Here is a 25,179-nt window from a genome sequence, read left to right on the forward strand (position 1 = left end):
ATTATTATACTCCATCATATAAGGCATTTTCGGTGTGGCATCCGACACGCACCTGCTACCGTTTCGCTTCGGTCTGAGAGCCTGATCATGAATATGGAATTCGCTTTGAATGACGGTGCCAATGTTTTCGAACTCGCACCTATTTCTCTTTGGCTCGAAGATTACAGCGGGTTGCGTGAGCAATTCGAACAGTGGCGGAAGCTTGGCGTTACGGATTTAAGAGCATTTCTCAAAGAAGACACGAGCCGCCTGCGTATCTGCACAAGTCATATCCGTGTTCTCAAGGTCAATCGCAAAACGCTGTCGCTTTATGAAGCGCAGGATTTCAACCATCTGGTTGAAAATCTGGAACGTGTTTTCCGTGACGACATGCTCGACCCGCATATCGACGAAATGGTGCAGCTCTGGAATGGCGACAACGCGTTTAACAGCGATACCATCAACTATTCACTCAATGGCAAACGTCTCGATATTCAGCTCAAAGGCGTGGTTCTTCCGGGGCACGAGGAAACGTGGGACCGAGTTCTTTTATCCATTGAAGATGTGACAGCACGCGAAGAAGCGCGGCGCGAGCAAAGCAAGCACAAACAGCATGCCGAAGGCCTATTCGAGCATTCGCCTGTTTCGCTTTGGGTTGAAGACTTCAGCCGTATCAAGCAATTGATGGATGACATCCGCGAACGTGGGATAGAAGATTTTCGGATATTTACGGACGTGCATCCAGAATTTGTACGCCAGTGCATGAGCGAAATTCGCGTTCTCGACATCAATCGTGAAACGCTGGATTTGTTTGCAGCACCGAATAAAGAAACGCTTCTGAAAAACCTGCCACATGTCTTCAAAGACGACATGGAGACGAATTTTCGCGAACAACTGATTGATCTCTGGAATGGCGTCTATTTTCAACGCCGTGAAGTCGTCAATTATGCACTTGATGGCACAGAACGACATTTATTGTTGCAATTCTCAGTTCTTCCGGGGCATGAAAACGATTGGTCGCTTGTTCAGGTCGCGCTTGCTGACATTACAGCCCGCAAAAAAGCTGAAGCCTATCTCGAATATCTTGGCAAACACGATGTTCTGACCAAGTTGCATAACCGGGCATTCTATGTTGACGAACTCAATCGGCTTGAGCGCAAAAACCACGAGCCTGTCTCAATCATCATTATTGACCTTAATGGCCTTAAAACGGCCAATGACCAGCTTGGGCACGCGAGTGGTGACGGCCTGCTACGCCGGATCGGCGAAGTTCTGAACGAAGCCGTCAAACTACCCGGTCACGCAGCCCGCATTGGCGGTGATGAGTTTGCGGTCGTTCTGCCTTATATCGATGAACGTGGCGCGGATGCTGTCATGGAAGACATTCGTCGGCTGATCGACATCAACAATCAGTATTATTCACACCTTAAGATTGAGCTTTCTATGGGTGCGGCTACCAGTATGCCGGGCGAAAATCTCGAGACAGTTGCCAAGCGCGCTGATCTTCTGATGTATGCGGATAAGCGCAAACATTATTCGACGGAAGCATTGCGAAAGTCTCAGCTCTCTTAGAGCGCGTCGCGCTCTAATTTTTACTTTACGCGCATCCCGAAAACCGTTTCACACTTTTCGGGATGCGCTCTTAATCATTCATCAAACTTGATAATCGCTTTTCCGCGCGTGAGATCTGTCACGAGTTGCGCCAGTTCACCTTGAACAGCGAGCGGCATCGCGCCGATAATTTCAACGCCCGTCGCTGTGAAGTTTTCGCTGATGATCGTCACATGTTCAACAGCCGTGAGACGCGCTTTAATCAGTGCATGATCGGAGAAGTCGTACCCAAATTGGAACCCTATAACCGGGATCACCTCGGTCTTTTCCGCTTGTCGTAAACACATGGCCGCTGTGCCGCCATATGCGCGCATCAATCCGCCACTACCCAGCAAAATACCGCCGAACCAGCGCGTGACGACCACTGCGATATTATCAAGCTGCTGACCATCAATGGCTTGTAAAATGGGCTTGCCCGCCGTGCCACTTGGTTCGCCATCATCGCTGAAACGATAATTCTGACCAATGCGCCATGCCCAGCAATTATGATTGGCAGCAAGATCGGAATGTTCAGCCAAAAAGTCTTTCGCCGCTTGTTCATTCGCAACAGGAGCAGCGACGCCTAAAAAGCGGCTCTTCTTGATCTCCTGCGTAATGGTCTCAATGCGGCTGATGGTGAACATGTCTATCCTGCAAACGGTATTTCTGCGGCCTAGCATTTTACGTAGCGGATGACGACCCCTTATGGCTCCGTTAGCATTGCAAGCATGCAAAGTTGGGTATAAGTCAAACGAGAAATGAGCAGCACTTTATAGCGCTCATATTTTTATAACGACCAAGAGGCTGCCGATGTTCGATCTGATTGTAAGAAACGCCAATCTTCCCGACGGACGTGAAAAGCAGGACATTCTGGTCAAGGATGGTAAGATTGCCGATATTGTCCCATCCAAGGGTGAACATCAGGCAGCGAAAGAAATCGACGCATCAGACCGTCTGGTCACGCCTCCTTTTGTTGATCCACATTTCCATATGGACGCGACCCTTTCGCTTGGCTTGCCGCGCCTCAATCGGTCGGGGACACTACTGGAAGGCATTGCACTTTGGGGCGAGCTAAAGCCAATGCTGACCGTTGAAGCGATGGTTGAACGCGCTCTGCGCTATTGCGATCTTGCCGTCAGCCAGGGCTTGCTTGCTATCCGCAGTCATGTCGATGTCAGTGATCCACGCCTTCTCACTGCCGAAGCGATGATCGAAGTACGCGAAAAGGTAAAGCCTTACATCGATCTGCAGCTGGTAGCCTTCCCGCAGGACGGCTATTATCGCTCGCCGGGCGCTGTCGATCTCGTCAACCGCTCACTTGATATGGGCCTTGATGTCGTGGGCGGTATTCCGCATTTTGAACGCACCATGGCTGATGGTGCAGCCTCGCTTGAAGAGCTCTGCCGCATTGCTGCTGAACGTGGCCTGCCGGTTGATATTCATTGTGATGAAACCGACGATCCAATGTCGCGCCACGTTGAAACATTGGCAGCACAGACCATGCGCTTTGGTCTGCAAGGCCGCGTGTCTGGCTCGCATCTCACCTCCATGCATTCCATGGATAACTATTACGTTTCCAAGCTCATTCCGCTCATCGCAGAAGCGCAAATGAATGCCATTCCAAACCCGCTCATCAACATCACCTTGCAGGGACGCGCCGACACATATCCGAAACGCCGCGGTATGACCCGCGTGCCGGAACTGATGGCTGCTGGTGTTAACGTAGCCTTCGGCCACGATTGCGTGATGGATCCATGGTATTCGATGGGTTCAGGCGACATGCTGGAAGTTGGCCATATGGCCGTTCATGTGGCGCAGATGACATCCATCGAAGGCAAAAAGCAGGTCTTTAATTCGCTCACCGTTAATTCGGCCAAAGCGCTTGGTCTCGAAGGTTACGGTCTTGAAAAAGGCTGCAACGCAGATTTTGTCGTGCTTCAGGCACGCGATCCGCTGGAAGCACTGCGTCTCAAGGCCAACCGCCTGACAGTCGTCAAGCGCGGCAAGATCATTGCCGAAACACCGCAGCGCATCAGCAATTTGAACCTAGCAGGACGGCCTTCATCCGTGGATGGTGCGGATTACGCGCCACGCGGATAATACCCACAGAAATGCGACGGAAAACTAATGCCTGTTTTTCAATCGTCTGATAAAAGCGCTTGAATTAACGGCAGATTCGTCTGAAATACGTGACATTGCTCATAAGCCTCAACAAAAGAGGCAGAGCAAAAAGTCGCGCATAATTGCACGTCTAAAATCACCCAAGAGGGGTTCCTATGACCAAAATATCCACATTCACACGCCGCAGCGTTCTCGTCATGTCGGCAGCACTCGGTGCAACCGCACTCACCACCAGCGTTTTCGCAGCCGAAGAAAAGCTGAAAGTTGCAGGCATCCATGCATCGCCCGTCGAAAATGCATGGAACTCGCGCCTTCATGAAGCGCTCAAGCAGGCCAATGATGAAGGCGTTATTGAATATGTCTTCTCAGAAGGCGTTTCTGCCAGCGATTATCCCCGCGCCATGCGCGAATATGCCGAGCAAGGCATCAAGCTGATTGTCGGTGAATCCTATGCGGTTGAACGTGAAGCGCGTCAGGTCGCAGCAGATTATCCGCAGACGACCTTCATCATGGGTTCGTCCGGCAAAGAGCAGGGCGATAATTTCGGCGTATTCGGCACCTGGAACTTTGAAGCAGCATACCTTGCAGGCATGCTCGCAGGTGGCATGGGCAAAACCGGTACATTCGGCTCGGTTGGCGCTATTCCAATTCCTGAAGTCAACATGCTCATCAACGCATTTCAGGAGGGCGTAAAAGAAACCCGCCCGGATGCGAAGTTCAATGCGTCGTTTATCGGCACGTTCTTCGATCCACCAAAGGCACGTGAAGCGGGTCTTGCACAGATCGACGCTGGCGCAGACATTCTGTTTGGCGAACGCATCGGTACGGCAGATGCTGCCAAGGAACGCGGCATCAAAGCGATTGGTTCGCTGATCGATTATACGCCACGCTATCCTGACACTGTCTTCGCCAATGCGATGTGGAATTTCCGCCCGATCCTCAATGCGGCCATCGCTGACGTTAAAGCCGGATCGCCAACCGGCAAGGACTACACGCCATTCAGTCTGATGAAGGAAGGCGGCAACGACATCGTTTACGTCAAGGGTTCGGCACCAGCAGACGTCGAAGCGAAGATGGAAGCGCGCCGCGCTGAGATCAAAGCTGGCACCTTCAAAGTCGAGCCAAACCCGGCTGAACCTAAGTAACGAATTTCAGGACAACAGACGTGGCACTCGATATGAAGCAACAGGATGCAACAGCGCTCGCGCAAGCGATTGCGAAAGGCGTTTTGACCGCACGAGAGGCTATGGATGCCGCAATTGAAGCAGTAGAAAAATGGCGCCCTCTGGGCGCCATTGCATATCTCGACGCCGAACTAGGCCGAAACAACGCAGCAGCTTTTGATCACAAAGATCCTTTCGCCGGAGTGCCATCGCTTTTCAAAGACCTCGGCGGACCGTGCGCTGGCCTGCCAATCCGGCTTGGCTCACGCGCATGTGCAGATGCGCCTCCTGAACTTGATTCAGAACTCGCTGCACGTTTACGCACAGCTGGTCTTAATTTCCTCGGGACGACAACTGTTCCCGAATTTGGCATGGCGCTTTCAAGCGAGCCTATAAATGGTCCCCTCGCCCGCCACCCTTTTGATGAAAAGCTTTCGCCTGCCGGTTCATCGGGTGGCGCCGCCGCAGCCGTTGCAGCGGGCATTGTTTCGATCGCGCACGCAACAGATGCAGGCGGCTCGATCCGCGTTCCGGCTGCAACCTGCGGGCTGATTGGCCTCAAGCCAAGCCGCGGCGCGATGCCAGCCGGTCCGTACTTCGGTAATTATCTAGCAGGTATTGCGAGCGAATTTGCGCTTTGCCGCTCTATCCGCGATGCAAAGACACTGTTTCCGCTGGTGGCCGGAAACATCGAAAGCTTCCTTCCAGATGTAGCGTTTTCTTCAACCACCCAACTTTCAAAATTACGCATTGGCGTTGTTTCCGGTGATCTGGCGAAATATCCGGTAACAGAACAGCGCCAGCAAGTGGTTGCAGATGCCGCACGCTTTCTGGAAGCGCAAGGCCACACGATCCGCAATGTTGATGCGGGCACGCTCGCGCCGCTCACTGATGCCAGCGCAACAGCGTTTGACCGGATTATCTCGGCCAATTTAGCCTCGGCAATTGATGCTTTTTTGATCGATGAAGCAAAGCTAGAAAGACTGACGCAGGCTGTAGCATCACGTGGGCGCAAGATGAGCGCTATCGATCTTTATGACGCAATGAATGGTGGCGTTATGACCGCCTATCAGCTTTGGCAGATATTCCATGATGTCGATGTGCTGATTACGCCGATGCTGGCAAGTGGTCCGCAACCTATCGGCTCTTACCCAATGGATCACGACGATGTAGACGCGCATTGGCATAAGATGAATGTCTTTGCGCCTTATGCGGCATTGGCCAATATTTCCGGTTTCCCGGCGCTTTCCATGCCTTTTGGCGAGGACACGAACGGTCTGCCGCTTGCAATTCAGCTGATTGCACCGATGGGAGCGGACAATCTTCTCTTAAACCTTGGCGAGTTGTTGGAAGAGGACCAACGCTGGCAGCACAAATTTGGCGTTGCGGGGTTGAACGCATGACCACGACAGTTCTAGAACTGCAAAACATCACCAAGCGGTTCGGCGCACTGACCGCCAATGACGATATTTCTTTAAAGCTTGAGTGCGGCGAAATCCTCGCTTTCCTGGGCGAAAACGGCGCTGGCAAAACCACGCTGATGAATATCCTCTTCGGCCATTATGTCCCCGATGAAGGCCGTGTCTTCGTCAAGGGGGCAGAAATCCCGCAGGGAAAGCCCCGTGCCGCAATTGATGCAGGCGTTGGTATGGTGCATCAGCATTTTACGCTGGCACCTAATCTCACGGTTCTGGAAAACATCATCACAGGCACTGAAAGCCTCTGGAAGCTGAAATCAGCGCACCGTGCTGCGCATGCCAAGATCGCCGAGATCGCCAAACGCTTTGGTCTACAGGTCGATCCTAATGCACGGCTTGGTGATCTTTCTGTCGGCGAGCAACAGCGCGTGGAAATTCTCAAAGCGCTTTACAACGATGCCGATATTCTGATCCTCGACGAGCCAACCGCCGTTCTGACGACACAAGAAGCAGAAGGTCTATTTAAAACACTCAAAGAAATGGCGCGTCAGGGCCTGTCGCTGATTTTCATTTCGCACAAGCTGCATGAAGTCATGTCTGCAGCTGACCGCGTTGTGGTCTTGCGCGGCGGCAAGCTTGTCGCTGAGCGTAAAGCGTCCGAAACATCGAAGGAAGAACTGGCTGAACTTATGGTTGGTCGCCGCGTTTCGCGCCCTTCGCGCGCCGCAGCTACCCCCGGCGAGACATTACTCGAAGCAAAGAATGTGAGCGTGATTGAGGATGGTGCTACACGCCTGACAGATATCGACTTTCATCTGCGCGCAGGCGAAACGCTTGGCATCATCGGCGTGTCCGGAAATGGTCAGGCAGCGCTGGGTCGTCTTGTTTCGGGCCTAAGCCAGCTTGCCAGCGGTTCCCTTGTGATGTTCGGGCAGGCTGTCACCAAGTTTGATCCGCGCGAATTTGTGGGAATGGGTGTTGGCCGTATCCCTGAAGATCGCAACACAGAAGGTGCTATCGGCGATCTCACACTTTGGGAAAATGCCGTGCTTGAACGCGTCCGCGATCCGCAGTTTTCCAATGGCATTCTGGTCAACCGCACAGCTGCGCGTGAATTTACCGACCGCATCATCAAAGACTTCGACGTGCGTGGCGGCACGCCCGACAGCCGTATTCGTCTGCTTTCGGGCGGCAACATGCAGAAGCTTATTCTGGGCCGCAATCTTGAAACGGCTCCACGTATTCTGATAGCGGCGCAGCCGACACGCGGCCTTGATGAAGGTGCCGTCGCAGCCGTCCATGCCCGCATTCTGGAAGCGCGATCCAAAGGTGCGGCCGTTCTGCTGATCTCGGAAGACCTTGACGAAATCATCGGCCTTGCCGACCGCGTTCAGGCTATCGTCAAGGGTAAGCTGTCACCGCCGATTGATGCCGATGAAGCCAATGCGCAAAGACTGGGCCTGATGATGGCCGGTGAATGGCAGAATAATTCCACGAAGGGGCTGAACTGATGCGTATTGAACGACGCGAAACACGGCCCATGGCTTTGGTGGCAACCGCGCCGGTTATCGCTGTTCTCGCTGCCTTTGTGCTCGCTGGCCTGCTGATTGCAGCTGCCGGTGCGCCGGTGCTTGAATCTTTCCGCCAGATGGCAATTGGTGCTTTTGGAACCAAGCTTTCAATCACCGAAACGCTCACCCGCGCTACTCCTTTAATGCTAACTGGCCTTGCGGCGGCGGTCGCGTTCCGCTCCAAGCTCTGGAATATTGGCGCTGAAGGTCAATTCTATATGGGCGCGCTGGCAGTTGTAGCGCTCGGCACGCAATTAGCCCTCCCCGCAGCTCTGCTTATTCCGTTGCTGCTGATCGTCGGTGCCGTTGCTGGCATGATTTTTCTGCTGATCCCGCTTGGTCTGCGCCTCCGCTTTGGTGTCGATGAAGTCGTGACCACACTGCTGCTTAATTTCGTCGCCGTACTATTCGTTTCGATGATGATCGAAGGTCCAATGAAAGACCCGCTGGCTTTCGGCTGGCCGCAGTCAGAGCCGATACCCGATGCGGCTGTTCTACCCAAAATCATGTCGGGCATGCGCCTTCATATTGGAATCGCAATTGCCATCGCACTCGCGCTGGTCATCGCCTATGTGCAGAAGCGCACGGTGTTCGGTCTTGAAACCAAAGCAGCCGGACTTAACCCGCAAGCCGCTCGTTTCGCGGGTGTTCCGCTTGGAAAAACGCTTGTGAAGGTTGCCTGCATTTCTGGTGGTTTGGCTGGCCTTGCCGGTGCAATACAGGTTATGGGTGTTAAAGGCTATGTCACGACCGACCTGTCCCCGGGCTTTGGCTATTCCGGCATCATTGTCGCCATGCTCGCCAATCTGAACCCCATCGGCGCTATTTTCTCAGCACTCTTTGCCGCCGCAATGTTTGTCGGCGCAGACGGCATGAGTCGCGCTATTGGCATTCCAAGCTTCATCGCCGATGTGACTGTGGCACTTTCACTGCTTACAATGCTGGTTGCGCTCTTCTTCACCCAATACAGGATCGCCCGATGAACGAGTTGATGGATATCCTGCTTTCTGCTGGCCTCTGGGTCTCGGTTCTACGCATCGCAACACCGCTTATTTTCGGCACGCTCGGCGCACTTTATTGCGAACGTGCGGGCGTACTTAATCTCGGCATTGAAGGTATCATGACCTTTGGCGCCATGATCGGCTGGCTTACAGTCTTTAACGGAGCAGACCTCTGGGTCGGTGTACTTGCCGCCGCAGCATCGGGTGCTGTGTTTGGCCTGCTGCATGCAGCGCTCACCGTACCGCTTGGCCTCTCGCAGCATGTCGTGGGGCTTGGCATTACACTCTTTGCCTCGAGCCTTAGCTATTTTCTGTTTCGTCTTCTGGTGCCACTGTCGTCAACGCCACCATCAATCACGCCGTTCCAGCCCGTTAATCCGTCATGGCTCGCAGACATTCCATTCATCGGACAGGTACTTGGTACTCAAACGGCGCTTACATGGCTTGCCATTCCACTGGCACTCCTGCTCGGTTATGTTCTTTTCCGCACACCGCTTGGCCTTGCCATCCGCATGACCGGCGAAAACCCGCATGCCGCCGAAGCGCAAGGCATCAATCCGATCCGCGTTCGCATTTTTACGATCATGTTTGGCAGTGCGCTGATGGCTGTCGGCGGCTCGTTTCTGACGCTCTCTGCGTTCAACTCGTTCTTCCCGACCATGATGCAGGGACGCGGGTGGGTATGTATCGCGCTCGTCGTATTCGCCTCGTGGAAGCCTGCACGCGCACTTTTGGGCGCTCTACTCTTTGCACTTTTTGACGCATTCCAGCTACGTTTGCAGACGGTTTACGGCAAGCTGGTGCCTTATCAGCTTTTCCTGATGATCCCTTACATCATGTCGATTGTCGCACTCGTCATCATGGCCCGCCGTGCACGCGTACCACAGGCATTGATGCAGCCCTATCGCCGCGGCGAGCGCTAGGTTTCACTCAATAAAACTACATACAAAAACGGCGCCTTTCGGCGCCGTTTCTTTTTAATCATTTTTCAAAGCAATCAGGCAAAGCCTTACTTACCGCTTTTTTCAAAGCGCTTGCGCTCATTTGGATCGAGGTAGAGCTTACGCAGACGGATCGACTTTGGCGTTACTTCAACCAGTTCGTCGTCCTGAATCCACGAGAGCGCGCGTTCCAGCGTCATGCGGATTGGCGGGGTTAGCTTAACAGCTTCATCCTTACCAGATGCACGAACGTTGGTGAGCTTCTTGCCCTTCAACACGTTCACTTCCAGATCGTTATCACGTGAGTGAATGCCGATCAGCATGCCCTGATAAACCTTGACGCCAGCGTCAATGATCATTGGACCACGATCTTCAAGGTTAAAGAGCGCGTAAGCAACTGCTTCACCCTGATCGTTTGAAATCAGAACGCCGTTGTTACGACCAGCGATTTCACCCTTGTAAGGCTGATATTCGTGGAACAGACGGTTCATGATCGCCGTGCCGCGTGTATCTGTCAGAAGTTCCGACTGATAGCCGATGAGACCACGGGTCGGTGCGTAGAACTTCATACGAACGCGATTGCCGCCCGAAGGACGCAACTCGACCATCTCGGCCTTACGTTCCGACATCTTCTGAACAACTGTGCCCGAATATTCTTCATCAACGTCGATGACGACTTCTTCAACTGGCTCAAGCTTTTCGCCGTTTTCGCCGTCTTTCAGAACAACGCGCGGACGCGAAACGCCAAGCTCGAAGCCTTCACGGCGCATGTTTTCGATCAAAACAGCAAGCTGCAATTCGCCACGACCCGAAACGAAGAACGAATCTTTTTCGTTTGATTCTTCGATCTTAAGCGCAACGTTGCCTTCGGCTTCTTTGAACAGACGGTCGCGGATAACGCGGCTCGTTACCTTGTCGCCTTCGGTGCCAGCGTAAGGGCTGTCATTGACGATAAACGACATAGTAACTGTTGGCGGATCGATTGGCTGCGCTGCGAGCGGAACGCTGACCGAAGTATCGCAGAACGTGTCTGCAACGGTACCTTTTGAGAGACCGGCAATAGCAACAATGTCGCCAGCCTGTGCTTCATCAATGGCCTGACGCTCGATGCCGCGGAACGCGAGAATCTTAGAGATACGGCCTGTTTCCAGAAGTGTTCCGTCCTGACCAAGAACCTTTACAGGCTGGTTGGACTTAACGGTACCGGAATGGATACGACCAGTAATAATACGGCCAAGGAACGGATCGGCTTCAAGAATTGTACCGATCATGCTGAATGGGCCTTCAGCAACCTTTGGCGCTGGCACATGCTCAAGCACCAGATCAAACAGCGCAGACAGACCCTGATCCTGTGGACCTTCTGGGTTCAACGCCATCCAGCCATTACGGCCTGAACCGTAAAGAATTGGGAATTCGAGCTGCTCATCGGTCGCATCAAGATTTGCGAAAAGGTCAAAAACTTCGTTGATGACTTCTTCATGACGACCATCTGGACGGTCGATCTTGTTGATCGCAACGATTGGACGAAGACCAACCTTAAGAGCCTTGCCAACAACGAATTTCGTCTGTGGCATTGGGCCTTCAGCAGCGTCAACGAGAACGATCGCGCCGTCAACCATCGAAAGAATACGCTCAACTTCGCCGCCGAAGTCGGCGTGACCTGGTGTATCGACGATGTTGATACGCGTGTTCTTCCAGACTACGGAAGTGGCTTTCGCGAGAATGGTGATACCGCGCTCACGCTCGATGTCGTTCGAATCCATCATGCGTTCTGCAACGCGCTGATTTTCACGGAAAGAGCCTGACTGCTTCAGCAGTTCGTCGACCAATGTGGTTTTGCCATGATCGACGTGTGCGATAATAGCGATATTACGCAATTCCATATGGAGATCACTTCTTTATGAGTTGGGAGCCGCGCCAAGATGGATGCACGGAAAATCAATGAGGCGCTCTTACATGTTTTTTTACGTTTTAGAAAGGGGCAGTACGAAACTGCCCCTAAATTAACCGAAAAAGTCCAGAATTGCGCGTTTATTTACACTGCAATTGTGACAGTTTTGCCGATGTTTCTACAACAATGTGCCTGAAAGAATGACCAGTGCCACGCTGAAATAGATCACGAGACCCGTCACATCGACCAATGTAGCGACAAATGGTGCCGATGCACTGGCAGGATCAAAGCCTAATCTACGAAGAGCAAACGGCAACATCGAGCCTGTTAACGAGCCAAACGTCACAATACAGACGAGTGCCATGCCAACTGTCGCCGCAACCAGTATCCAATGCTCACCATAATCATAAATGCCGAGGCTCTGCCAAATGGCAATACGCACAACACCGATGAAACCGAGGAATGCACCAAGGGCAAGACCCGTTGGTATTTCGCGCAAAGCAACACGCCACCAATCCTTCAGGCTTAATTCCTGAAGTGCAAGCGCGCGAATGATCAGCGACGTGGCCTGCGAACCTGAATTACCACCCGACGACATGATCAGCGGAATAAACAAGGTGAGAACCAGAGCCTTTTCAAGTTCAAGTTCAAAATGCTGCATTGCACTTGCTGTGAGCATTTCGCCGAGGAATAGAACCCCCAGCCAGCCACCACGTTTTTTGAGCATTTCGCCGAAGCCAATACGCATGTAAGGCTTATCAAGCGCCTCCATACCACCAAAGCGGTAAGCGTCTTCACTTGCGTCCTCGGTCATGGCATCCAGCACATCATCGACAGTTACAATGCCGATGATGTGGCGGCTGTCATCAACGACAGGAACGGCCAGCAAGTCATGCTTACGGAAAAGACGGGCAACATCTTCGCGATCTTCAAGCGGCGAGATCGTGATCGGATCATCGTCGCGTGCAAGCGAGAGGATTGGCTCATCCAGTTCACGCACAATCAGGCGGCGCAGGCTGACAACGCCCAGCAAAACGCGGGTTTGCGGATCGACCACATAGATGGCGTAGACAGTCTCACGCGTGCGCTCAACCTGACGGATATGATCAAGCGTCTGCCCGACATTCCAATCAGAGAAAACAGTGATGAACTCAATGGTCATCAGACTACCGGCCGTATTCGGCGCATAGCCCATCAGCTTCTTGAGCGCAGCTTTCGTTTCGGGCGCGAGAATAGGGAATAGACGCGCACGGTCAGCGTCATCCAGTTCATGGAAAACGTCGGTCGCGCGGTCAGCAGACATACCATCCAGAAGTTGGCTGGCAATGTTTGGCTGCAAAGTTGCAAGAATTTCGGTCGCACGTTCCAATTCCGGCTGATCGAGCAGACGGATAGCGTCATCATGCGAAAGCTGGGCAACAACGGCGATTGCGTCGTCTGCATCCAGTTCATTGACGATTTCTACGGCGTCGCCGGTACGAATATCAGCGATGCGGCTGGCAATTGCAGCAGCAGGGAGGTCGGCAACATTTAGAACTTCGGTGAAGTTGTTGTCGGTCATTAGCTTGCCTTTCTGTCGATCCGCCGTCAGAGGCTGATCGTGCAAGCTGACCGCAAACGATCAGATCACGAACTGCCTTGACGGCTGAAACAATCGACTGTGACTGTCGCTTGGCATAAGAGAATAAGACTCCGGTTGAAATGCAGCCATAGAGTTGCGGCTGCGTGGCTGATTTGCGCCCGGTTGCCCCGAAAGTCAACCCCCGGTCCCGATCATGAAAGCTTTTTCATAATCCCGACATACCCTTGTCTCTTCGGCTGCAAAATCCTAGATCTGATACATATCGAATTCTTTTTATCTGGAGTCTCTGATGTCCGAAAAGCAGTCTTATAATCACGCGCTTACCGAATGGAATGGACCGCTTGGCCTGCCGGATTTCACAGCATTTAAGGACGATGATTTCGCTGCTACTTTCGACGCAGCTTTGGCTGAAGACCTCGCGGAAGTCGAAGCGATCATCAATGATGCCGCTGAACCTACCATTGAAAATACGCTGAAAGCCTTGCAGCTTACCGGCCAATCGCTTGATCGCGTTTCTTCAATTTTCTGGATGCGCGCTGGCGCTCACACCAACGATACTATTCAAGCGCTGGAACGCGAAATCGCCCCAAAAATGTCGCGTCATTATTCGCGCATAATGATGGACCCAAAGCTGTTTGCACGTATTGATGCGCTTTATGAAAATCGCGGTCATCTAGATCTCGACATTGAAACAAAGCGCGTGCTTGAAAAGACCTGGAAAGGCTTTGTCCGTTCCGGTGCAAAGCTTGATGAAGCAGGCAAAAAGGAACTCGCAGGCATCAACGAGAAGCTGGCAGGCCTTGGCGCACGCTTTGGCCAGAATGTGCTCAAAGATGAATCAAGCTGGGCATTGTTTATAACCAAAGAAGCTGACCTTGCGGGACTGCCCGATTTTCTGAAAAACGCCATGCAGAGTGCCGCAACGGAGCGCGGTCAGCCAGACGCTTGGGCGATCACGCTGTCTCGTTCGATCGTTGAGCCATTTCTGACATTCTCACAAAACCGGGAGCTGCGCGAACAGGCGTTCAATGCGTGGGGCAAGCGCGGCGAAAATGGCGGAGAAACCGACAATCGCGACGTGGTGCGCGAAATGGTGGAACTGCGCGAACGCAAAGCACATCTGCTCGGCTATGCTAATTTCGCAGCCTATAAGCTCGATGACACTATGGCTAAAACGCCAAAGGCCGTGATGGATCTACTGGAGCCGGTCTGGGACAAGGCACGCGCCAAAGCGCGCGAAGAAGAAACTGAGCTTGAACGCCTGATCGCGGCTGATGGCCACAATCACAAGGTTGCGCCGTGGGACTGGCGTTTTTATGCCGAAAAGCTTCGTGCCGAGCGTTTCGCTTTCGATGAGGCCGAACTGAAGCCCTATCTGCAACTTGAAAAAATCATTGAAGCAAGCTTCGATGTAGCAACCCGTCTTTTCGACATTCGTTTTGAAGAGAAAAAAGGCATTCCCACATGGCATCCAGATGTGCGCGTGTTTCGAGTTCTCAATGCGGATGGCAGCGAGCGCGGCTTATTCCTCGGCGATTATTTTGCCCGCACCTCCAAACGTTCAGGTGCATGGATGAGTTCACTGCAATCAAGCCATAAGCTTGGTGTCGGGCAGAAACCGTTCATCTATAACGTCATGAATTTTGCGAAGCCCAAGGCTGGTGAACCTGCGCTGCTTTCGCTGGATGATGCCCGCACGCTGTTCCACGAATTTGGCCATGCGCTACATGGGCTGTTGTCGGATGTAACATGGCCTGCGATTTCCGGCACCGCAGTTTCGCGAGATTTCGTTGAACTGCCATCACAGCTCTATGAGCATTGGCTGACCGTGCCAGAAGTGCTTGAAAAATATGCGGTGCATTATCGCACAGGTGAGGCCATGCCAAAGGCGCTTCTCGACAAGGTGCTTGCTGCACGTTCGTTCAATGCGGGCTTTAACACGGTCGAGTTCACCTCGTCCGCACTCGTTGACATGGCCTTCCATACTGGCACCGAAAAGATCACAGACCCATTGGCTTTTGAAGCCGAGACGCTGAAAAAGCTTTCGATGCCTGACGCAATCATCATGCGTCATCGCACGCCGCATTTTACACATGTGTTCTCTGGCGATGGCTACTCAGCCGGTTATTATTCTTACATGTGGTCGGAGGTGCTCGATGCCGATGCATTCTCGGCTTTTGAAGAAACCGGCGATGCTTTCAACCCCGAACTGGCAACAAAGCTTAAGCAATATATCTATGCTGCTGGTGGCAGCCGCGACCCTGAAGAACTTTACAAAGCCTTCCGTGGCAAGATGCCAACGCCCGATGCGATGATTGAAAAGCGTGGATTGAACTAAACAAAACAAAAAGGCCGGGAAACCGGCCTTTTTTCATTCAATCAATATTCGCCAAGCTTAATGTCCGGCGTATATTCGACGCCCTCGACTTCTTTGATAACTGGCTGACCACAATGCAGCACACCCGTCGCTGCATTGAACGCATAGGTGGGCGAACCATGCAACTGCCAGCCTTTGTTCAAAGCTGCTGTCACACGATGACAAAATGCGGAATCGTCTGGTCCTGTGATGAAACGGTAAAGCTTCATAGTTTTCTTCCTTTTAGCCTTTACGAAGTTGATTTTGCGAGCACGCGCTCAGCCATTTTAAGATGGAGGCGCTCGACCATCTGACCGTCCAGCGATACGACGCCCTTATCAGCATTCTCCGGCTGTGCGAAGACGGCAACCACTGCACGGGCATGAGCCAAGTCATCATCAGACGGTGAAAAAGCACGGTTAGCCGATTCGATTTGCGAAGGATGAATAAGCGTCTTTCCATCAAAGCCCATTGCAGCACCTTGAGTGCATTCTGCTTCGAAGCCCGCAGTGTCGCGGAAGTCGTTATAGACACCGTCCAGAATATCGATACCGCCAGCACGCGCAGCCAATAATATCTGCATGAGCCATGGAACCATATAAGGCCGCCCAGATTGCGGACGCACACCGGTTGCCAGCGCAATATCATTTGGGCCAACCACAAAACAGCCAAGCCGTGCTGCAGAGCGATGACCTAAAACAGCAATCTCATCCGCATTCAAAATACCGCGCGGTGTTTCTATCATCGCCCAGACGCGCATTTCAGGATCAGCATCATGCCGATCAAGCCGGCTCGCCGCGTCCATCACATCCTGCGGTCGCTCAACCTTCGGCAGCAAAACTGCATCCGCGCCAATCTTTGCCGCTGCAATAAGATCGGCCTTATTCCATTGCGTATCGGCAGCGTTCACGCGCACAACGCGTTCAAAGCCAACCTTTGGATGCTCGGAAACATGCTTACTCAATGCGTCCCGTGCGGCAAGTTTCGCTTCCGGCGCAACAGAGTCTTCGAGATCGTAAATGACGCAATCAGCTCCGAGCGTCAGCGATTTTTCAACTGCACGACTATTGGAAGCGGGCACAAACAAAACGGAACGACGCGGACGAGCAATTGTTTTCATGCGCAATTTGTGCACCGATTGGCATCAGCGCACAAGCGCCCGCACCGTAAAGTTTTAAAGTCCGCTCGCCTCGTGTTCCAACTTCCCTGTGAACTCACACGATGCGCCGTGGTAATAGGTACACCCGGCAACCTCTTCGATCTCCAGATTATACTCGCCAACAAACTTCATTTTGATTTCACAAAAACGAGGGTTCCGAAGGGATTCCTTTTCGCTCGGGTCAAAGCCTTCGCTTTCGATTTTGAACGTCGCATTTTTGTCCTTGATCGTAACATCACCAGCAACGTCACCACCGCAACCCGGTTGATTTCCGATCAACGGAACCATCGTGGACAGAGACACCGCATAAAGATCGCCACCTTTATGCTTCACATTGGCTTGTAGCTCCATGCCATCATTGCCAGTATAACTTCCCTCGTGGACATTATAACTCGGCTTGTTTTCCGCAGCGGCTGGGAAACCAATAACTGCAACTGTTAATCCCAACATAAAAATTCGAAGCATATTCCACCCGTCACTGATCTTTAAAACATCAAAGCGTGAATCAGACTTTGATTATTTCAGCTGGCAGGTCAAGGACACATAATACGCTCGGAATTTTGCATAATTGATTTTGCAAGGGCTATTTTTGCTGAAATGCGCTGTTACGGCGCGCCAATTTTATGAGACTTGAAATCTGGCTTATGACTGCTTATTTTGCATTCACGGTTGGAATGCACCTGCCGCTCGCGGCCTCAAGGCCATGGTAAAGCATTCTGAATTCACGTTCCTGTTCCGGTGACGGCAGAAACGGCAATGCGGGCACCCGTTCACGAAAATGCTGCTCACATTCAGGAGCAATACCATGACCACAGCTATCCTTGCTGGTCACACAACAACTGACTTCAAACATCAAGCTCGCCGTCTAAGGCAAGCTCTGGGCGAAGAAGGCATTAATATCAGCCACGGAAAAGCACTTGATCTCGTCGCTCGCCAATCAGGCACACGCGACTGGAATACGCTTGCAGCCAACGGTGCCAAGGTTGAAAAAGCAGAGGTTGAAGACGGTACAGCACCTTACCGCGTCAGCCAGCGCGTTTCGGGCATGTTCCATTCAACCGCATTTGAAGCCCGCATCATCGGTGTTGAAGAAACGATCAAGCCTGATCTCTGGCGGATCACGCTGCAGTTCGATCCTGCGATTAATGTTGCAGTTTCACCGAACCTATCGATGCTACGCAGGCGTTTTACGGTTGTTGTCGGTGCAGATGGAAAGTCTCGCAGATTAACTGGCAGCGAAAGCGGAAATATTGCCTTAAACGTGCAGTAATTTCGCGTAACGCTGCCGAGACGCACGATTCCGAATTTTAGATCTGAAATTCAGACATATTCGTGCGTTTAGACCGTTATGTGCATCCGGAGCGACTTAAAACGCCCGGATGCACACTTATTATGATCCGAGGTTGCGACCTATTGGGCACTTACGCCCTGAAACATTGACTCTCTGCCATGCTGATGTAAATCAGATTTCAAATTTACCAATACCAAACTGACAGGCCGCAGACATGGATAAGTTTACCAAGCTCACGGGCGTTGCAGCCCCCCTGCCTATCGTCAATATCGATACGGACATGATTATCCCGAAGGATTATCTGAAGACGATCAAGCGTACGGGTCTGAGCAAGGGTCTGTTTGCCGAAATGCGCTTTAACGAAGACGGAACTGAAAACCCGGATTTCGTGCTCAACAAGCCTAGCTATCGTAACGCGCAGATTCTGGTTGCTGGCGACAATTTTGGTTGCGGCTCTTCGCGTGAACATGCGCCATGGGCACTGCTTGATTTCGGCATCCGTTGCGTCATCTCGACGTCATTCGCCGATATTTTCTATAACAATTGCTTCAAGAACGGTATTCTGCCAATCAAGGTTAGTCAGGAAAACCTCGACAAGCTGATGGACGATGCATCGCGCGGTGCCAATGCTACGCTGACCGTTGATCTTGAAACCAAAGAAATTCATGGTCCTGATGGCGGTACAATTACCTTCGATCTCGATGATTTCCGTCGCCACTGCATGCTCAATGGTCTTGATGACATTGGCTTGACCATGGAAAAAGTAACGAACATCGACACGTTCGAGGCAAAAAACGCTCAACAGCGTCCTTGGGCATAATGGCAGTTCTGTTATGCGCCTTTAGCCGATGTGTGGTGGCCTGAACCATTGAATAGGACACGGTTGGCTGAAATGGCCCGAGAAGATCAAAGCGGTGACTGGGCGGGGCGTCTCTCGCCCTCGCTGGACGAAATTGAATCCATTGCGATTGAAGCGCTTGCGCATCTTCCGCAGGAGTTTCGTGCGCTTTGTGGCGACATAATAATCCAAATTGCTGACTTCCCTGAAGAGCAGATCGTTGAAGATATGGGCTTAGAGACGCCTTTTGATCTTCTTGGACTGTTTGAAGGCATGGGTATCGGTGAGCGTTTTAGCCTGCAAACTGGCGACACGCCTAACCGCATCACGCTCTTCCGCCGCGCAATTCTCGACTACTGGTCCGAGAATGAAGAGACGCTTGGCGACATTATCACCCATGTCCTCATCCATGAAATTGGCCATCATTTTGGCCTTTCGGATGATGATATGGAAGCTCTGGAAGCGCATGCGGACTAATGCAATACATAATCGCAGTGCTGTATAAGCCCATCAGTTCTGGTCAAAATTGAGACAATTTTGGTCGTTTTCGATACAATAGAATACAGAAATTGCATGCGGAAAATGCTATAAATTCGCTCAGTTCAATCTGAGTGATGATTATGAGCCTTTCGCCCGCCGCCTATCAGCTCCTTCTTGTTTACACGACCTATGTGATTGCCGCCGGAAGCCCCGGCCCAAGCAATATGCGCATCATGGGTGTTGCAATGCATCAAGGCCGCAAAGCTGGGCTAATGTTTGCGGCAGGTGTCGTGACCGGCTCCATATTCTGGGGCCTGATGGCAGCGACGGGCGTATCTGCAATCCTTACACGGTTTGCTGAAGCGCTGATAATTCTCAAAATTTTCGGTGGTCTTTATCTGCTCTACCTCGCGTTCAAAGCAGCACGCGCTGCAATGACATCAGATGAGAAAATCGCTGCACGCAATATAAATGGTGATGCGTTCCTCTCAGGCGGCGAACTATATCGTCGTGGCCTGCTGCTGCATCTCTCCAATCCTAAATCGATATTGTCGTGGATAGCACTTGTCACGCTTGGCCTTGGCACCAATTCGTCATGGTCACAGATGACAGCATTCCTCGGCGGCTGCATTACGCTCAGCATCACGATCTTCTGCGGCTATGCGATTATCTTTTCGACCGCTCCAATGGTGCGATTATATCGTCGAGCAAGACGCTGGATCGAAGGTGTTCTGTCAGCGGTGTTTGCATTCGCCGGTATTCGTCTGCTTCTGTCACGCTAGAACCATCTGAGAAATGAGTGTCGCAATGAAGATGTTCCATGGTCTCTCCGCCTTCCCGCTCACGCCAATTGATGCCGAAGGCAATCTGATCGAGGACGCGCTAAAAGCTTTTCTGACGCGCATTCATGAGGCAGGAGCAGATTCGATCGGCCTGTTAGGAAGCACGGGTGGATATGCCTTTCTCACACGAGAACAACGTCAGCATACAGTGAAGATTGCGGTCAATCATATTGGCGGAAAAATACCGCTGATTGTTGGTGTTGGCGCGTTGCGCACTGATGAAGCACAGGCACTTGCAAGAGATGCCGCGGATGCAGGTGCTGATGCATTATTGCTTGCCCCCGTTTCCTATACGCCGCTCACACAAGAAGAAGGCTTTGAGCATTTCAAGGCTGTTGCGCGGGCCACTGATTTGCCGCTCTGCATCTATAACAACCCGGGGACCACACGATTTGTTTTCAGTGATGAGCTGATTGCTCGACTTGCAGATATCGATAATATCTACGCAATCAAGATGCCCTTGCCCGCCGACGAAAACTATGCAGCAGAGATTGAAAAATTACGCGCTGCAACACCCGATGACTTCGCCATTGGTTATAGTGGCGATTGGGGCGCAAAAGATGCACTTCTCGCAGGTGCCGACGCTTTCTATAGCGTTGCGGCGGGTCTTCTACCAAAACAGTTTTTATCACTTGTACGCGCTTCACAAAGCGGCAATCAAGCCGAGGCAGAACGTATCAATGCAGCGTTCGAGCCGCTCTGGAACCTGTTCAAAACCCACGGCAGCTTCCGCGTGATGTATGTCATCGCCGATCTATTAGGCCTTACAAAAATCGAACCACCACGACCCATATTGCCGTTAGCGGCAGAGGTGCGTGGGCAGATTGGAACTGCATTAAAAGCGTTGGAAGAACTAACCTCATAAACAAAAAAAGGCGCTCAACCGAGCGCCTTTTGCTTTTCTCGTTTTATGCTACGCTCAGGCGGACATCTATATTGCCACGTGTTGCATGTGAATAAGGGCAGACGATGTGCGCAGCATTGACCAGTTCTTGCGCCTTGGATTTTTCAACACCCGGCAAAGCGACTTCCAGAGCCACATCTAGGCCAAATCCTGTGCCATCATCACGCGGGCCAATACCGACTGTCGCAGTGACTGTGCTATCAGCGGAAATAGAAACTTTTTCCTTGGCTGCGACGAATTTCAGCGCCCCGAGGAAACAGGCTGCATAACCGGATGCAAACAACTGCTCAGGGTTGGTCCCTTCGCCGCCTGAACCACCCAGCTCTTTTGGAGTATCGAGAACGACGCTGAGACGGCCATCAGCAGTCTTTGCGCTGCCTGTGCGGCCGCCGGTTGCGGTGGACTGGGTGGTGTAAAGAATAGCCATTTCAAACTCTCCATCGGTAATCGTTAAACTATCTCCACAGCCAAATTCGCAGATTTTTATATTGGGCACAATCTAATTTTGTAAAATTTATTTACACAAATATGTGATGCACAATTTAATTGTGCATTCTGTATATTGACGCTAAGGAGGCGAACATGAGCGAGAACCGTAAAGACTCCCAATTGCACCTCTCAGATATGGTTTGTTTTGCAATCTATTCGACTGCGAATGCGCTGACACGCGCTTACCAGCCAATCCTCAGCAAACTGGAGCTTACTTATCCGCAGTTTCTGGTTATGATTGTTTTGTGGGAGCAGGATAATTGCACGGTTTCGGAAATCGGCGCGAAGCTTAATCTCGATTCAGGCACCCTCACCCCGCTTTTGAAACGGCTGGAGGCGGCAGGTCATCTCGCGCGCCGCAGAGATCCACAGGACGAGCGGCAGGTTCGTATCACACTGACTGATCAGGGCCGTGCTTTGCGCATAAAAGCAGCAGACATTCCCGAGCAGGTCTTTTGCGCGCTCGGTGAGCCGTTGGATGATTTACAGGATTTGCGCGACCGATTGGTTAATGTTCGCAATAATCTCAAAGACAAAACTTCAAGGTAACAAAAAAGCGCCGGATTGCCGGCGCTTTTGTTTTCAAACTACAGTCTTGATTAAGCCGCGAGCGACTTTGGCGTGATCAAGCCACGCGAAACCAGAAGTTCTGCGATCTGGATCGTGTTAAGTGCTGCACCCTTGCGCAGATTGTCAGAAACAATCCACATTGACAGGCCGTTTTCAACAGTGATGTCTTCGCGGATGCGGCTGATGAACGTCGCATCTTCGCCAGCCGATTCATAAGGCGTGATGTAACCGCCGTCTTCGTGCTTATCGATAACCTGGCAGCCCGGCGCTTCACGCAGGATTTCCCGCGCTTCTTCAGCCGAAATCGGGTTTTCAAACTCAATGTTGACCGCTTCTGAATGGCCAATGAAAACTGGAACACGCACAGCAGTTGCTGTGAGCTTGATCTTTGGATCAAGCATCTTCTTGGTTTCAGCCATCACCTTCCACTCTTCTTTGGTGTAGCCGTCTTCCATAAATTCATCGATATGCGGGATCACGTTGAACGCAATGCGCTTGGTGAACTTCTGTGTTGTAATAGGATCAGCAACAAAAACCGCACGCGACTGCTGGAACAGCTCGTCCATGCCTTCCTTACCAGCGCCAGAAACGGACTGGTAAGTCGCGACAACAACGCGCTTGATCTTGGCTGCATCGTGAAGTGGCTTGAGTGCCACAACGAGCTGCGCAGTCGAGCAGTTCGGGTTGGCGATAATGTTGCGCTTGCGGAAGCCTTCAATCGCGTCTGGATTCACTTCAGGAACGATCAGTGGCACATTCGCATCATAGCGCCATGCAGACGAGTTATCGATGACAACGCAGCCCTGCGCGCCGATCTTTGGCGACCATTCCTTGGAGACGTTGCCACCAGCGGACATAAGGCAGATGTCGGTATCGGAGAAATCATACTGGTCGAGCGGCTTAACCTTCAGCGTCTTATCGCCATAGGATACTTCCGTGCCCTGGCTGCGACGCGAAGCGAGAGCCACGACTTCATCAGCCGGAAAGCCACGTTCTTCGAGGATATTGAGCATTTCGCGACCGACATTTCCGGTGGCGCCGACAACTGCAATCTTAAAACCCATTTACCTTCTCCTGTCCTCTCCGCTTCCATAAAAACCCGCGACCAGCGGGCCTTTACCCTGGGCCGGACCCGGGGAGAGAGGGCGAGCAGGCCAAGGGGTCAGACCGTTTTGGTGGTCGTTTTAATGTAAGTGGCCGTGATAGTTTTAGAGACAGACGCCATGCAGGCACCGATGGCGATAAGGCCATTGCGTCCAAACAGGCTATGTGATGCGCGATATGCGTTCACGGGATGTCTCCTTTTATGATTGCGCTTTTAAGCCCTTTGGAGAAAGAGTCAATGTGTTTGCAACTGCAAGCGCAACAAAACTGCTGGAATGTCCGGGAACCATGCCACTTGTTACGCATCATCTAAAAAACAAAAGGTCCGCACAGCATTAACCGTGCGGACCTTGCATGCAATCGAACGTTATTTAGAGCACATCCCGAAAAGTGGGAACCGGTTTTCGGACCAAGATGTGCGTCAAAACAAATGATTAGAGCGCCGATCTGATAATATCAGACCGAAACGCGCTCTAGTAGAGCAAACGTGTGCGGATGGTGCCCGGAATTTCGCGCATCGCCTGAAGAACGTCCTCGGCATGTTCTTCCATCGCATCTCCTTCAATCACCACATAACCCACTTCACCATCGGTCTGCAAAAACTGGCTGATGATGTTGATATTGTGTGACGAGAAAATATTGACGAGGCTGTTGAGAATGCCCGGACGGTTTTCGTGCACATGCATGAAACGCGTGCCGTTTGGACGTGCTGGCAACTGTACCTGTGGGAAGTTTACGGCACCGAGCGTCGAGCCGACATCGGAATACTCAACCAGCTTGCGGGTCACTTCCATGCCGATGCGCTCTTGCGCTTCCGCAGTCGAGCCGCCGATATGTGGAGTTAGAATGACATTTTCAAGCCCCTGCAATGGCGAAACAAACGCATCCTTATTCGATGCAGGTTCAACCGGAAACACGTCGATTGCTGCACCAGCAAGATGGCCTTCTTTAAGCACTGTGGCCAGCGCTTCCAGATCAACCACATTTCCGCGTGCATTGTTGATGAGGAAGGCGCCCTTCTTCATCTTACGCAACTTGGCTTCGGTGATCATTTTGGCCGTCGATTTGTTCGATGGCACATGAAGGCTGATCACGTCGGAAATTTCGAGCAATTCATCCAGCGTTTCTGTCGGGATCACGTTGCCATATTGCAACTTGTCGGTCATGTCGAAATAACGAACGGTCATGCCAAGGCTTTCGGCAAGATTGCCGACCTGCGAACCGATGTTACCATAGCCGACAATACCCAGCGTCTTGCCACGCACTTCACGACTACCCGTCGCGCTCTTGTCCCAGCCTCCGGTATGTGCCGAGTTGGAACGTGGGAAAATGCGGCGCATCAACATGATGATTTCGCCAATCACCAGTTCCGCAACCGAACGTGTATTCGAGAAAGGTGCATTGAAAACCGGAATACCGCGCTTGCGAGCAGCTTTCAGGTCAACCTGATTGGTGCCGACCGAAAAACAACCGACTGCAATCAAACGCTGTGCAGCTTCAAAAACCTCATCGGTGAGCTGCGTGCGCGAACGAATGCCCACAATATGCGCCGACGCAATCGCCTCAATCAGCTCAGCCTTATCCAATGCCTTTGGCAGGTGGACAACATTGGTATAGCCAGACGATTTGAAGTAATCGACAGCGGACTGATTGATGCCTTCGAGAAGAAGAACATTGATACGCTCACGCGCAAATGAAAGACGTGCGGTCATTTTTGGGGCTTTCAGGCTCTGGCTATGCTGATCAACTCGCCATATAGCTTGGTTGGCATTTATCGCGAGAGCGACTTAGCATTCAAAGCTGAAGAAAAAAACCAAATTCGACAAAAATTGACGGATTGACGTCGTATTTGGACAAACATTCCTACTTCACAGAATATGGGCCAACAA

General features: G+C 51.9%; 24 protein-coding genes. 14 read left to right on the forward strand and 10 right to left on the reverse strand.

Translation table 11 applies throughout. The features are described from left to right. The first annotated feature begins 87 nt into the window (after positions 1–87). On the forward strand, positions 88–1,551 hold the full coding sequence (locus WH356_RS09425) for a sensor domain-containing diguanylate cyclase (RefSeq protein ID WP_339510104.1): 1,464 nt from the start codon (positions 88–90) through the stop codon (positions 1,549–1,551). Positions 1,552–1,625: 74 nt separating this feature from the next. Here WH356_RS09425 and WH356_RS09430 read toward each other — a convergent pair whose 3' ends face one another. Beyond that, positions 1,626–2,213 carry an IMPACT family protein gene (locus tag WH356_RS09430; RefSeq protein ID WP_339510106.1) on the reverse strand — a complete coding sequence of 196 codons (588 nt, stop codon included), beginning with the start codon at positions 2,211–2,213 and terminating at the stop codon, positions 1,626–1,628. Positions 2,214–2,379: 166 nt separating this feature from the next. Between WH356_RS09430 and WH356_RS09435 the strand changes: the two genes are divergently transcribed. The 6 genes from WH356_RS09435 (at position 2,380) to WH356_RS09460 (ending at position 9,766) form a co-directional block, all read left to right on the forward strand. After that, on the forward strand, positions 2,380–3,669 hold the full coding sequence (locus tag WH356_RS09435; RefSeq protein WP_339510108.1) for an amidohydrolase family protein: 1,290 nt from the start codon (positions 2,380–2,382) through the stop codon (positions 3,667–3,669). Positions 3,670–3,845: 176 nt separating this feature from the next. Further along, the gene (locus tag WH356_RS09440; RefSeq protein ID WP_339510110.1) at positions 3,846–4,835 is read left to right on the forward strand and encodes a BMP family protein; all 990 of its coding nucleotides are present in this window, start codon (positions 3,846–3,848) and stop codon (positions 4,833–4,835) included. A 20-nt stretch (positions 4,836–4,855) separates the two neighbouring features. After that, complete coding sequence (locus tag WH356_RS09445; protein WP_339510113.1) at positions 4,856–6,256, forward strand: amidase; 1,401 nt, start codon at positions 4,856–4,858, stop codon at positions 6,254–6,256. Next, positions 6,253–7,782, forward strand: a complete 1,530-nt coding sequence (locus WH356_RS09450) for an ABC transporter ATP-binding protein (protein ID WP_339510116.1) — start codon at positions 6,253–6,255, stop codon at positions 7,780–7,782. Before WH356_RS09445 ends, WH356_RS09450 begins: the two co-directional genes overlap by 4 nt. Beyond that, entirely contained in the window at positions 7,782–8,825 is a 1,044-nt protein-coding gene (locus tag WH356_RS09455) for an ABC transporter permease (RefSeq protein WP_339510118.1), read from the forward strand. The genes WH356_RS09450 and WH356_RS09455 overlap by 1 nt, the downstream gene beginning before the upstream one ends. After that, positions 8,822–9,766 carry an ABC transporter permease gene (locus WH356_RS09460; protein ID WP_339510120.1) on the forward strand — a complete coding sequence of 315 codons (945 nt, stop codon included), beginning with the start codon at positions 8,822–8,824 and terminating at the stop codon, positions 9,764–9,766. The genes WH356_RS09455 and WH356_RS09460 overlap by 4 nt, the downstream gene beginning before the upstream one ends. Positions 9,767–9,852: 86 nt before the next feature. Here WH356_RS09460 and typA read toward each other — a convergent pair whose 3' ends face one another. Next, positions 9,853–11,667 carry a translational GTPase TypA gene (gene typA / locus WH356_RS09465; RefSeq protein WP_339510122.1) on the reverse strand — a complete coding sequence of 605 codons (1,815 nt, stop codon included), beginning with the start codon at positions 11,665–11,667 and terminating at the stop codon, positions 9,853–9,855. A 186-nt stretch (positions 11,668–11,853) separates the two neighbouring features. Then, positions 11,854–13,236 carry a magnesium transporter gene (mgtE, locus tag WH356_RS09470; protein WP_339510124.1) on the reverse strand — a complete coding sequence of 461 codons (1,383 nt, stop codon included), beginning with the start codon at positions 13,234–13,236 and terminating at the stop codon, positions 11,854–11,856. A gap of 310 nt (positions 13,237–13,546) precedes the next feature. On the opposite strand from mgtE, the gene WH356_RS09475 reads away from it, so the two are divergent. After that, entirely contained in the window at positions 13,547–15,595 is a 2,049-nt protein-coding gene (locus WH356_RS09475; protein WP_339510126.1) for a M3 family metallopeptidase, read from the forward strand. A 41-nt stretch (positions 15,596–15,636) separates the two neighbouring features. Here the strand turns inward: WH356_RS09475 and WH356_RS09480 are convergent, their stop codons facing one another. Genes WH356_RS09480 through WH356_RS09490 form a run of 3 tightly spaced genes read right to left on the reverse strand, consistent with a single transcriptional unit; the run spans position 15,637 to position 17,237 of the window. Next, complete coding sequence (locus WH356_RS09480) at positions 15,637–15,843, reverse strand: DUF1737 domain-containing protein (protein WP_250043456.1); 207 nt, start codon at positions 15,841–15,843, stop codon at positions 15,637–15,639. Between the two features lie 20 nt (positions 15,844–15,863). Next, positions 15,864–16,733: an HpcH/HpaI aldolase/citrate lyase family protein gene (locus WH356_RS09485; protein ID WP_421565623.1), complete on the reverse strand. Its 870-nt coding sequence runs from the start codon at positions 16,731–16,733 to the stop codon at positions 15,864–15,866. A gap of 54 nt (positions 16,734–16,787) precedes the next feature. Next, positions 16,788–17,237 carry a hypothetical protein gene (locus WH356_RS09490; RefSeq protein WP_339510132.1) on the reverse strand — a complete coding sequence of 150 codons (450 nt, stop codon included), beginning with the start codon at positions 17,235–17,237 and terminating at the stop codon, positions 16,788–16,790. A 340-nt stretch (positions 17,238–17,577) separates the two neighbouring features. On the opposite strand from WH356_RS09490, the gene WH356_RS09495 reads away from it, so the two are divergent. From WH356_RS09495 to WH356_RS09515, 5 genes are all read left to right on the forward strand, one after another. Beyond that, positions 17,578–18,042 (forward strand): glyoxalase superfamily protein, encoded by a 465-nt coding sequence (locus tag WH356_RS09495; RefSeq protein ID WP_339510134.1) that lies wholly within the window; start codon positions 17,578–17,580, stop codon positions 18,040–18,042. Positions 18,043–18,277: 235 nt separating this feature from the next. Then, positions 18,278–18,883 (forward strand): 3-isopropylmalate dehydratase small subunit, encoded by a 606-nt coding sequence (leuD, locus tag WH356_RS09500; protein ID WP_339510136.1) that lies wholly within the window; start codon positions 18,278–18,280, stop codon positions 18,881–18,883. 72 nt (positions 18,884–18,955) lie between these two features. After that, entirely contained in the window at positions 18,956–19,378 is a 423-nt protein-coding gene (locus tag WH356_RS09505) for a metallopeptidase family protein (protein ID WP_339510138.1), read from the forward strand. 143 nt (positions 19,379–19,521) lie between these two features. Beyond that, entirely contained in the window at positions 19,522–20,163 is a 642-nt protein-coding gene (locus WH356_RS09510) for a LysE family translocator (protein WP_339510141.1), read from the forward strand. Between the two features lie 25 nt (positions 20,164–20,188). Continuing rightward, positions 20,189–21,088 carry a dihydrodipicolinate synthase family protein gene (locus WH356_RS09515; protein WP_339510143.1) on the forward strand — a complete coding sequence of 300 codons (900 nt, stop codon included), beginning with the start codon at positions 20,189–20,191 and terminating at the stop codon, positions 21,086–21,088. A 43-nt stretch (positions 21,089–21,131) separates the two neighbouring features. Here the strand turns inward: WH356_RS09515 and WH356_RS09520 are convergent, their stop codons facing one another. Continuing rightward, the gene (locus tag WH356_RS09520) at positions 21,132–21,554 is read right to left on the reverse strand and encodes an organic hydroperoxide resistance protein (RefSeq protein WP_339510144.1); all 423 of its coding nucleotides are present in this window, start codon (positions 21,552–21,554) and stop codon (positions 21,132–21,134) included. Positions 21,555–21,709: 155 nt separating this feature from the next. Here WH356_RS09520 and WH356_RS09525 point away from each other — a divergent pair, with 155 nt between their 5' ends. Continuing rightward, a complete protein-coding gene (locus WH356_RS09525; RefSeq protein WP_339510146.1) occupies positions 21,710–22,165 on the forward strand; it encodes a MarR family winged helix-turn-helix transcriptional regulator in 456 nt (151 codons plus the stop codon). Between the two features lie 50 nt (positions 22,166–22,215). On the opposite strand, the gene WH356_RS09530 is transcribed toward WH356_RS09525, so the two are convergent. The 3 genes from WH356_RS09530 to serA form a co-directional block, all read right to left on the reverse strand. After that, entirely contained in the window at positions 22,216–23,250 is a 1,035-nt protein-coding gene (locus WH356_RS09530; RefSeq protein ID WP_339510149.1) for an aspartate-semialdehyde dehydrogenase, read from the reverse strand. Positions 23,251–23,348: 98 nt separating this feature from the next. After that, positions 23,349–23,477: a hypothetical protein gene (locus tag WH356_RS09535; protein WP_339510151.1), complete on the reverse strand. Its 129-nt coding sequence runs from the start codon at positions 23,475–23,477 to the stop codon at positions 23,349–23,351. Between the two features lie 286 nt (positions 23,478–23,763). Continuing rightward, positions 23,764–25,002, reverse strand: coding sequence for a phosphoglycerate dehydrogenase (serA, locus tag WH356_RS09540; protein ID WP_339510153.1), 1,239 nt, complete (start codon positions 25,000–25,002; stop codon positions 23,764–23,766). Between the last annotated feature and the right edge of the window lie 177 nt (positions 25,003–25,179).

Source organism: Ochrobactrum sp. MYb379, assembly GCF_037479515.1.
Classification (GTDB): Bacteria; Pseudomonadota; Alphaproteobacteria; order Rhizobiales; family Rhizobiaceae; genus Brucella.

Bases quoted from the DNA above. Each gene is read 5' to 3' on its own strand.
- WH356_RS09515 (WP_339510143.1), top strand. From the start codon at position 20,189: ATGAAGATGTTCCATGGTCTCTCCGCCTTCCCGCTCACGCCAATTGAT.
- WH356_RS09480 (WP_250043456.1), bottom strand. From the start codon at position 15,843: ATGAAGCTTTACCGTTTCATCACAGGACCAGACGATTCCGCATTTTGT.
- mgtE (WP_339510124.1), bottom strand. From the start codon at position 13,236: ATGACCGACAACAACTTCACCGAAGTTCTAAATGTTGCCGACCTCCCT.
- WH356_RS09530 (WP_339510149.1), bottom strand. From the start codon at position 23,250: ATGGGTTTTAAGATTGCAGTTGTCGGCGCCACCGGAAATGTCGGTCGC.
- WH356_RS09450 (WP_339510116.1), top strand. From the start codon at position 6,253: ATGACCACGACAGTTCTAGAACTGCAAAACATCACCAAGCGGTTCGGC.
- WH356_RS09425 (WP_339510104.1), top strand. From the start codon at position 88: ATGAATATGGAATTCGCTTTGAATGACGGTGCCAATGTTTTCGAACTC.
- WH356_RS09490 (WP_339510132.1), bottom strand. From the start codon at position 17,237: ATGCTTCGAATTTTTATGTTGGGATTAACAGTTGCAGTTATTGGTTTC.
- typA (WP_339510122.1), bottom strand. From the start codon at position 11,667: ATGGAATTGCGTAATATCGCTATTATCGCACACGTCGATCATGGCAAA.
- WH356_RS09440 (WP_339510110.1), top strand. From the start codon at position 3,846: ATGACCAAAATATCCACATTCACACGCCGCAGCGTTCTCGTCATGTCG.
- WH356_RS09510 (WP_339510141.1), top strand. From the start codon at position 19,522: ATGAGCCTTTCGCCCGCCGCCTATCAGCTCCTTCTTGTTTACACGACC.
- leuD (WP_339510136.1), top strand. From the start codon at position 18,278: ATGGATAAGTTTACCAAGCTCACGGGCGTTGCAGCCCCCCTGCCTATC.
- WH356_RS09505 (WP_339510138.1), top strand. From the start codon at position 18,956: ATGGCCCGAGAAGATCAAAGCGGTGACTGGGCGGGGCGTCTCTCGCCC.
- WH356_RS09485 (WP_421565623.1), bottom strand. From the start codon at position 16,733: ATGAAAACAATTGCTCGTCCGCGTCGTTCCGTTTTGTTTGTGCCCGCT.
- WH356_RS09460 (WP_339510120.1), top strand. From the start codon at position 8,822: ATGAACGAGTTGATGGATATCCTGCTTTCTGCTGGCCTCTGGGTCTCG.
- WH356_RS09475 (WP_339510126.1), top strand. From the start codon at position 13,547: ATGTCCGAAAAGCAGTCTTATAATCACGCGCTTACCGAATGGAATGGA.
- WH356_RS09430 (WP_339510106.1), bottom strand. From the start codon at position 2,213: ATGTTCACCATCAGCCGCATTGAGACCATTACGCAGGAGATCAAGAAG.
- WH356_RS09455 (WP_339510118.1), top strand. From the start codon at position 7,782: ATGCGTATTGAACGACGCGAAACACGGCCCATGGCTTTGGTGGCAACC.
- WH356_RS09435 (WP_339510108.1), top strand. From the start codon at position 2,380: ATGTTCGATCTGATTGTAAGAAACGCCAATCTTCCCGACGGACGTGAA.
- serA (WP_339510153.1), bottom strand. From the start codon at position 25,002: ATGACCGCACGTCTTTCATTTGCGCGTGAGCGTATCAATGTTCTTCTT.
- WH356_RS09525 (WP_339510146.1), top strand. From the start codon at position 21,710: ATGAGCGAGAACCGTAAAGACTCCCAATTGCACCTCTCAGATATGGTT.
- WH356_RS09495 (WP_339510134.1), top strand. From the start codon at position 17,578: ATGACCACAGCTATCCTTGCTGGTCACACAACAACTGACTTCAAACAT.
- WH356_RS09520 (WP_339510144.1), bottom strand. From the start codon at position 21,554: ATGGCTATTCTTTACACCACCCAGTCCACCGCAACCGGCGGCCGCACA.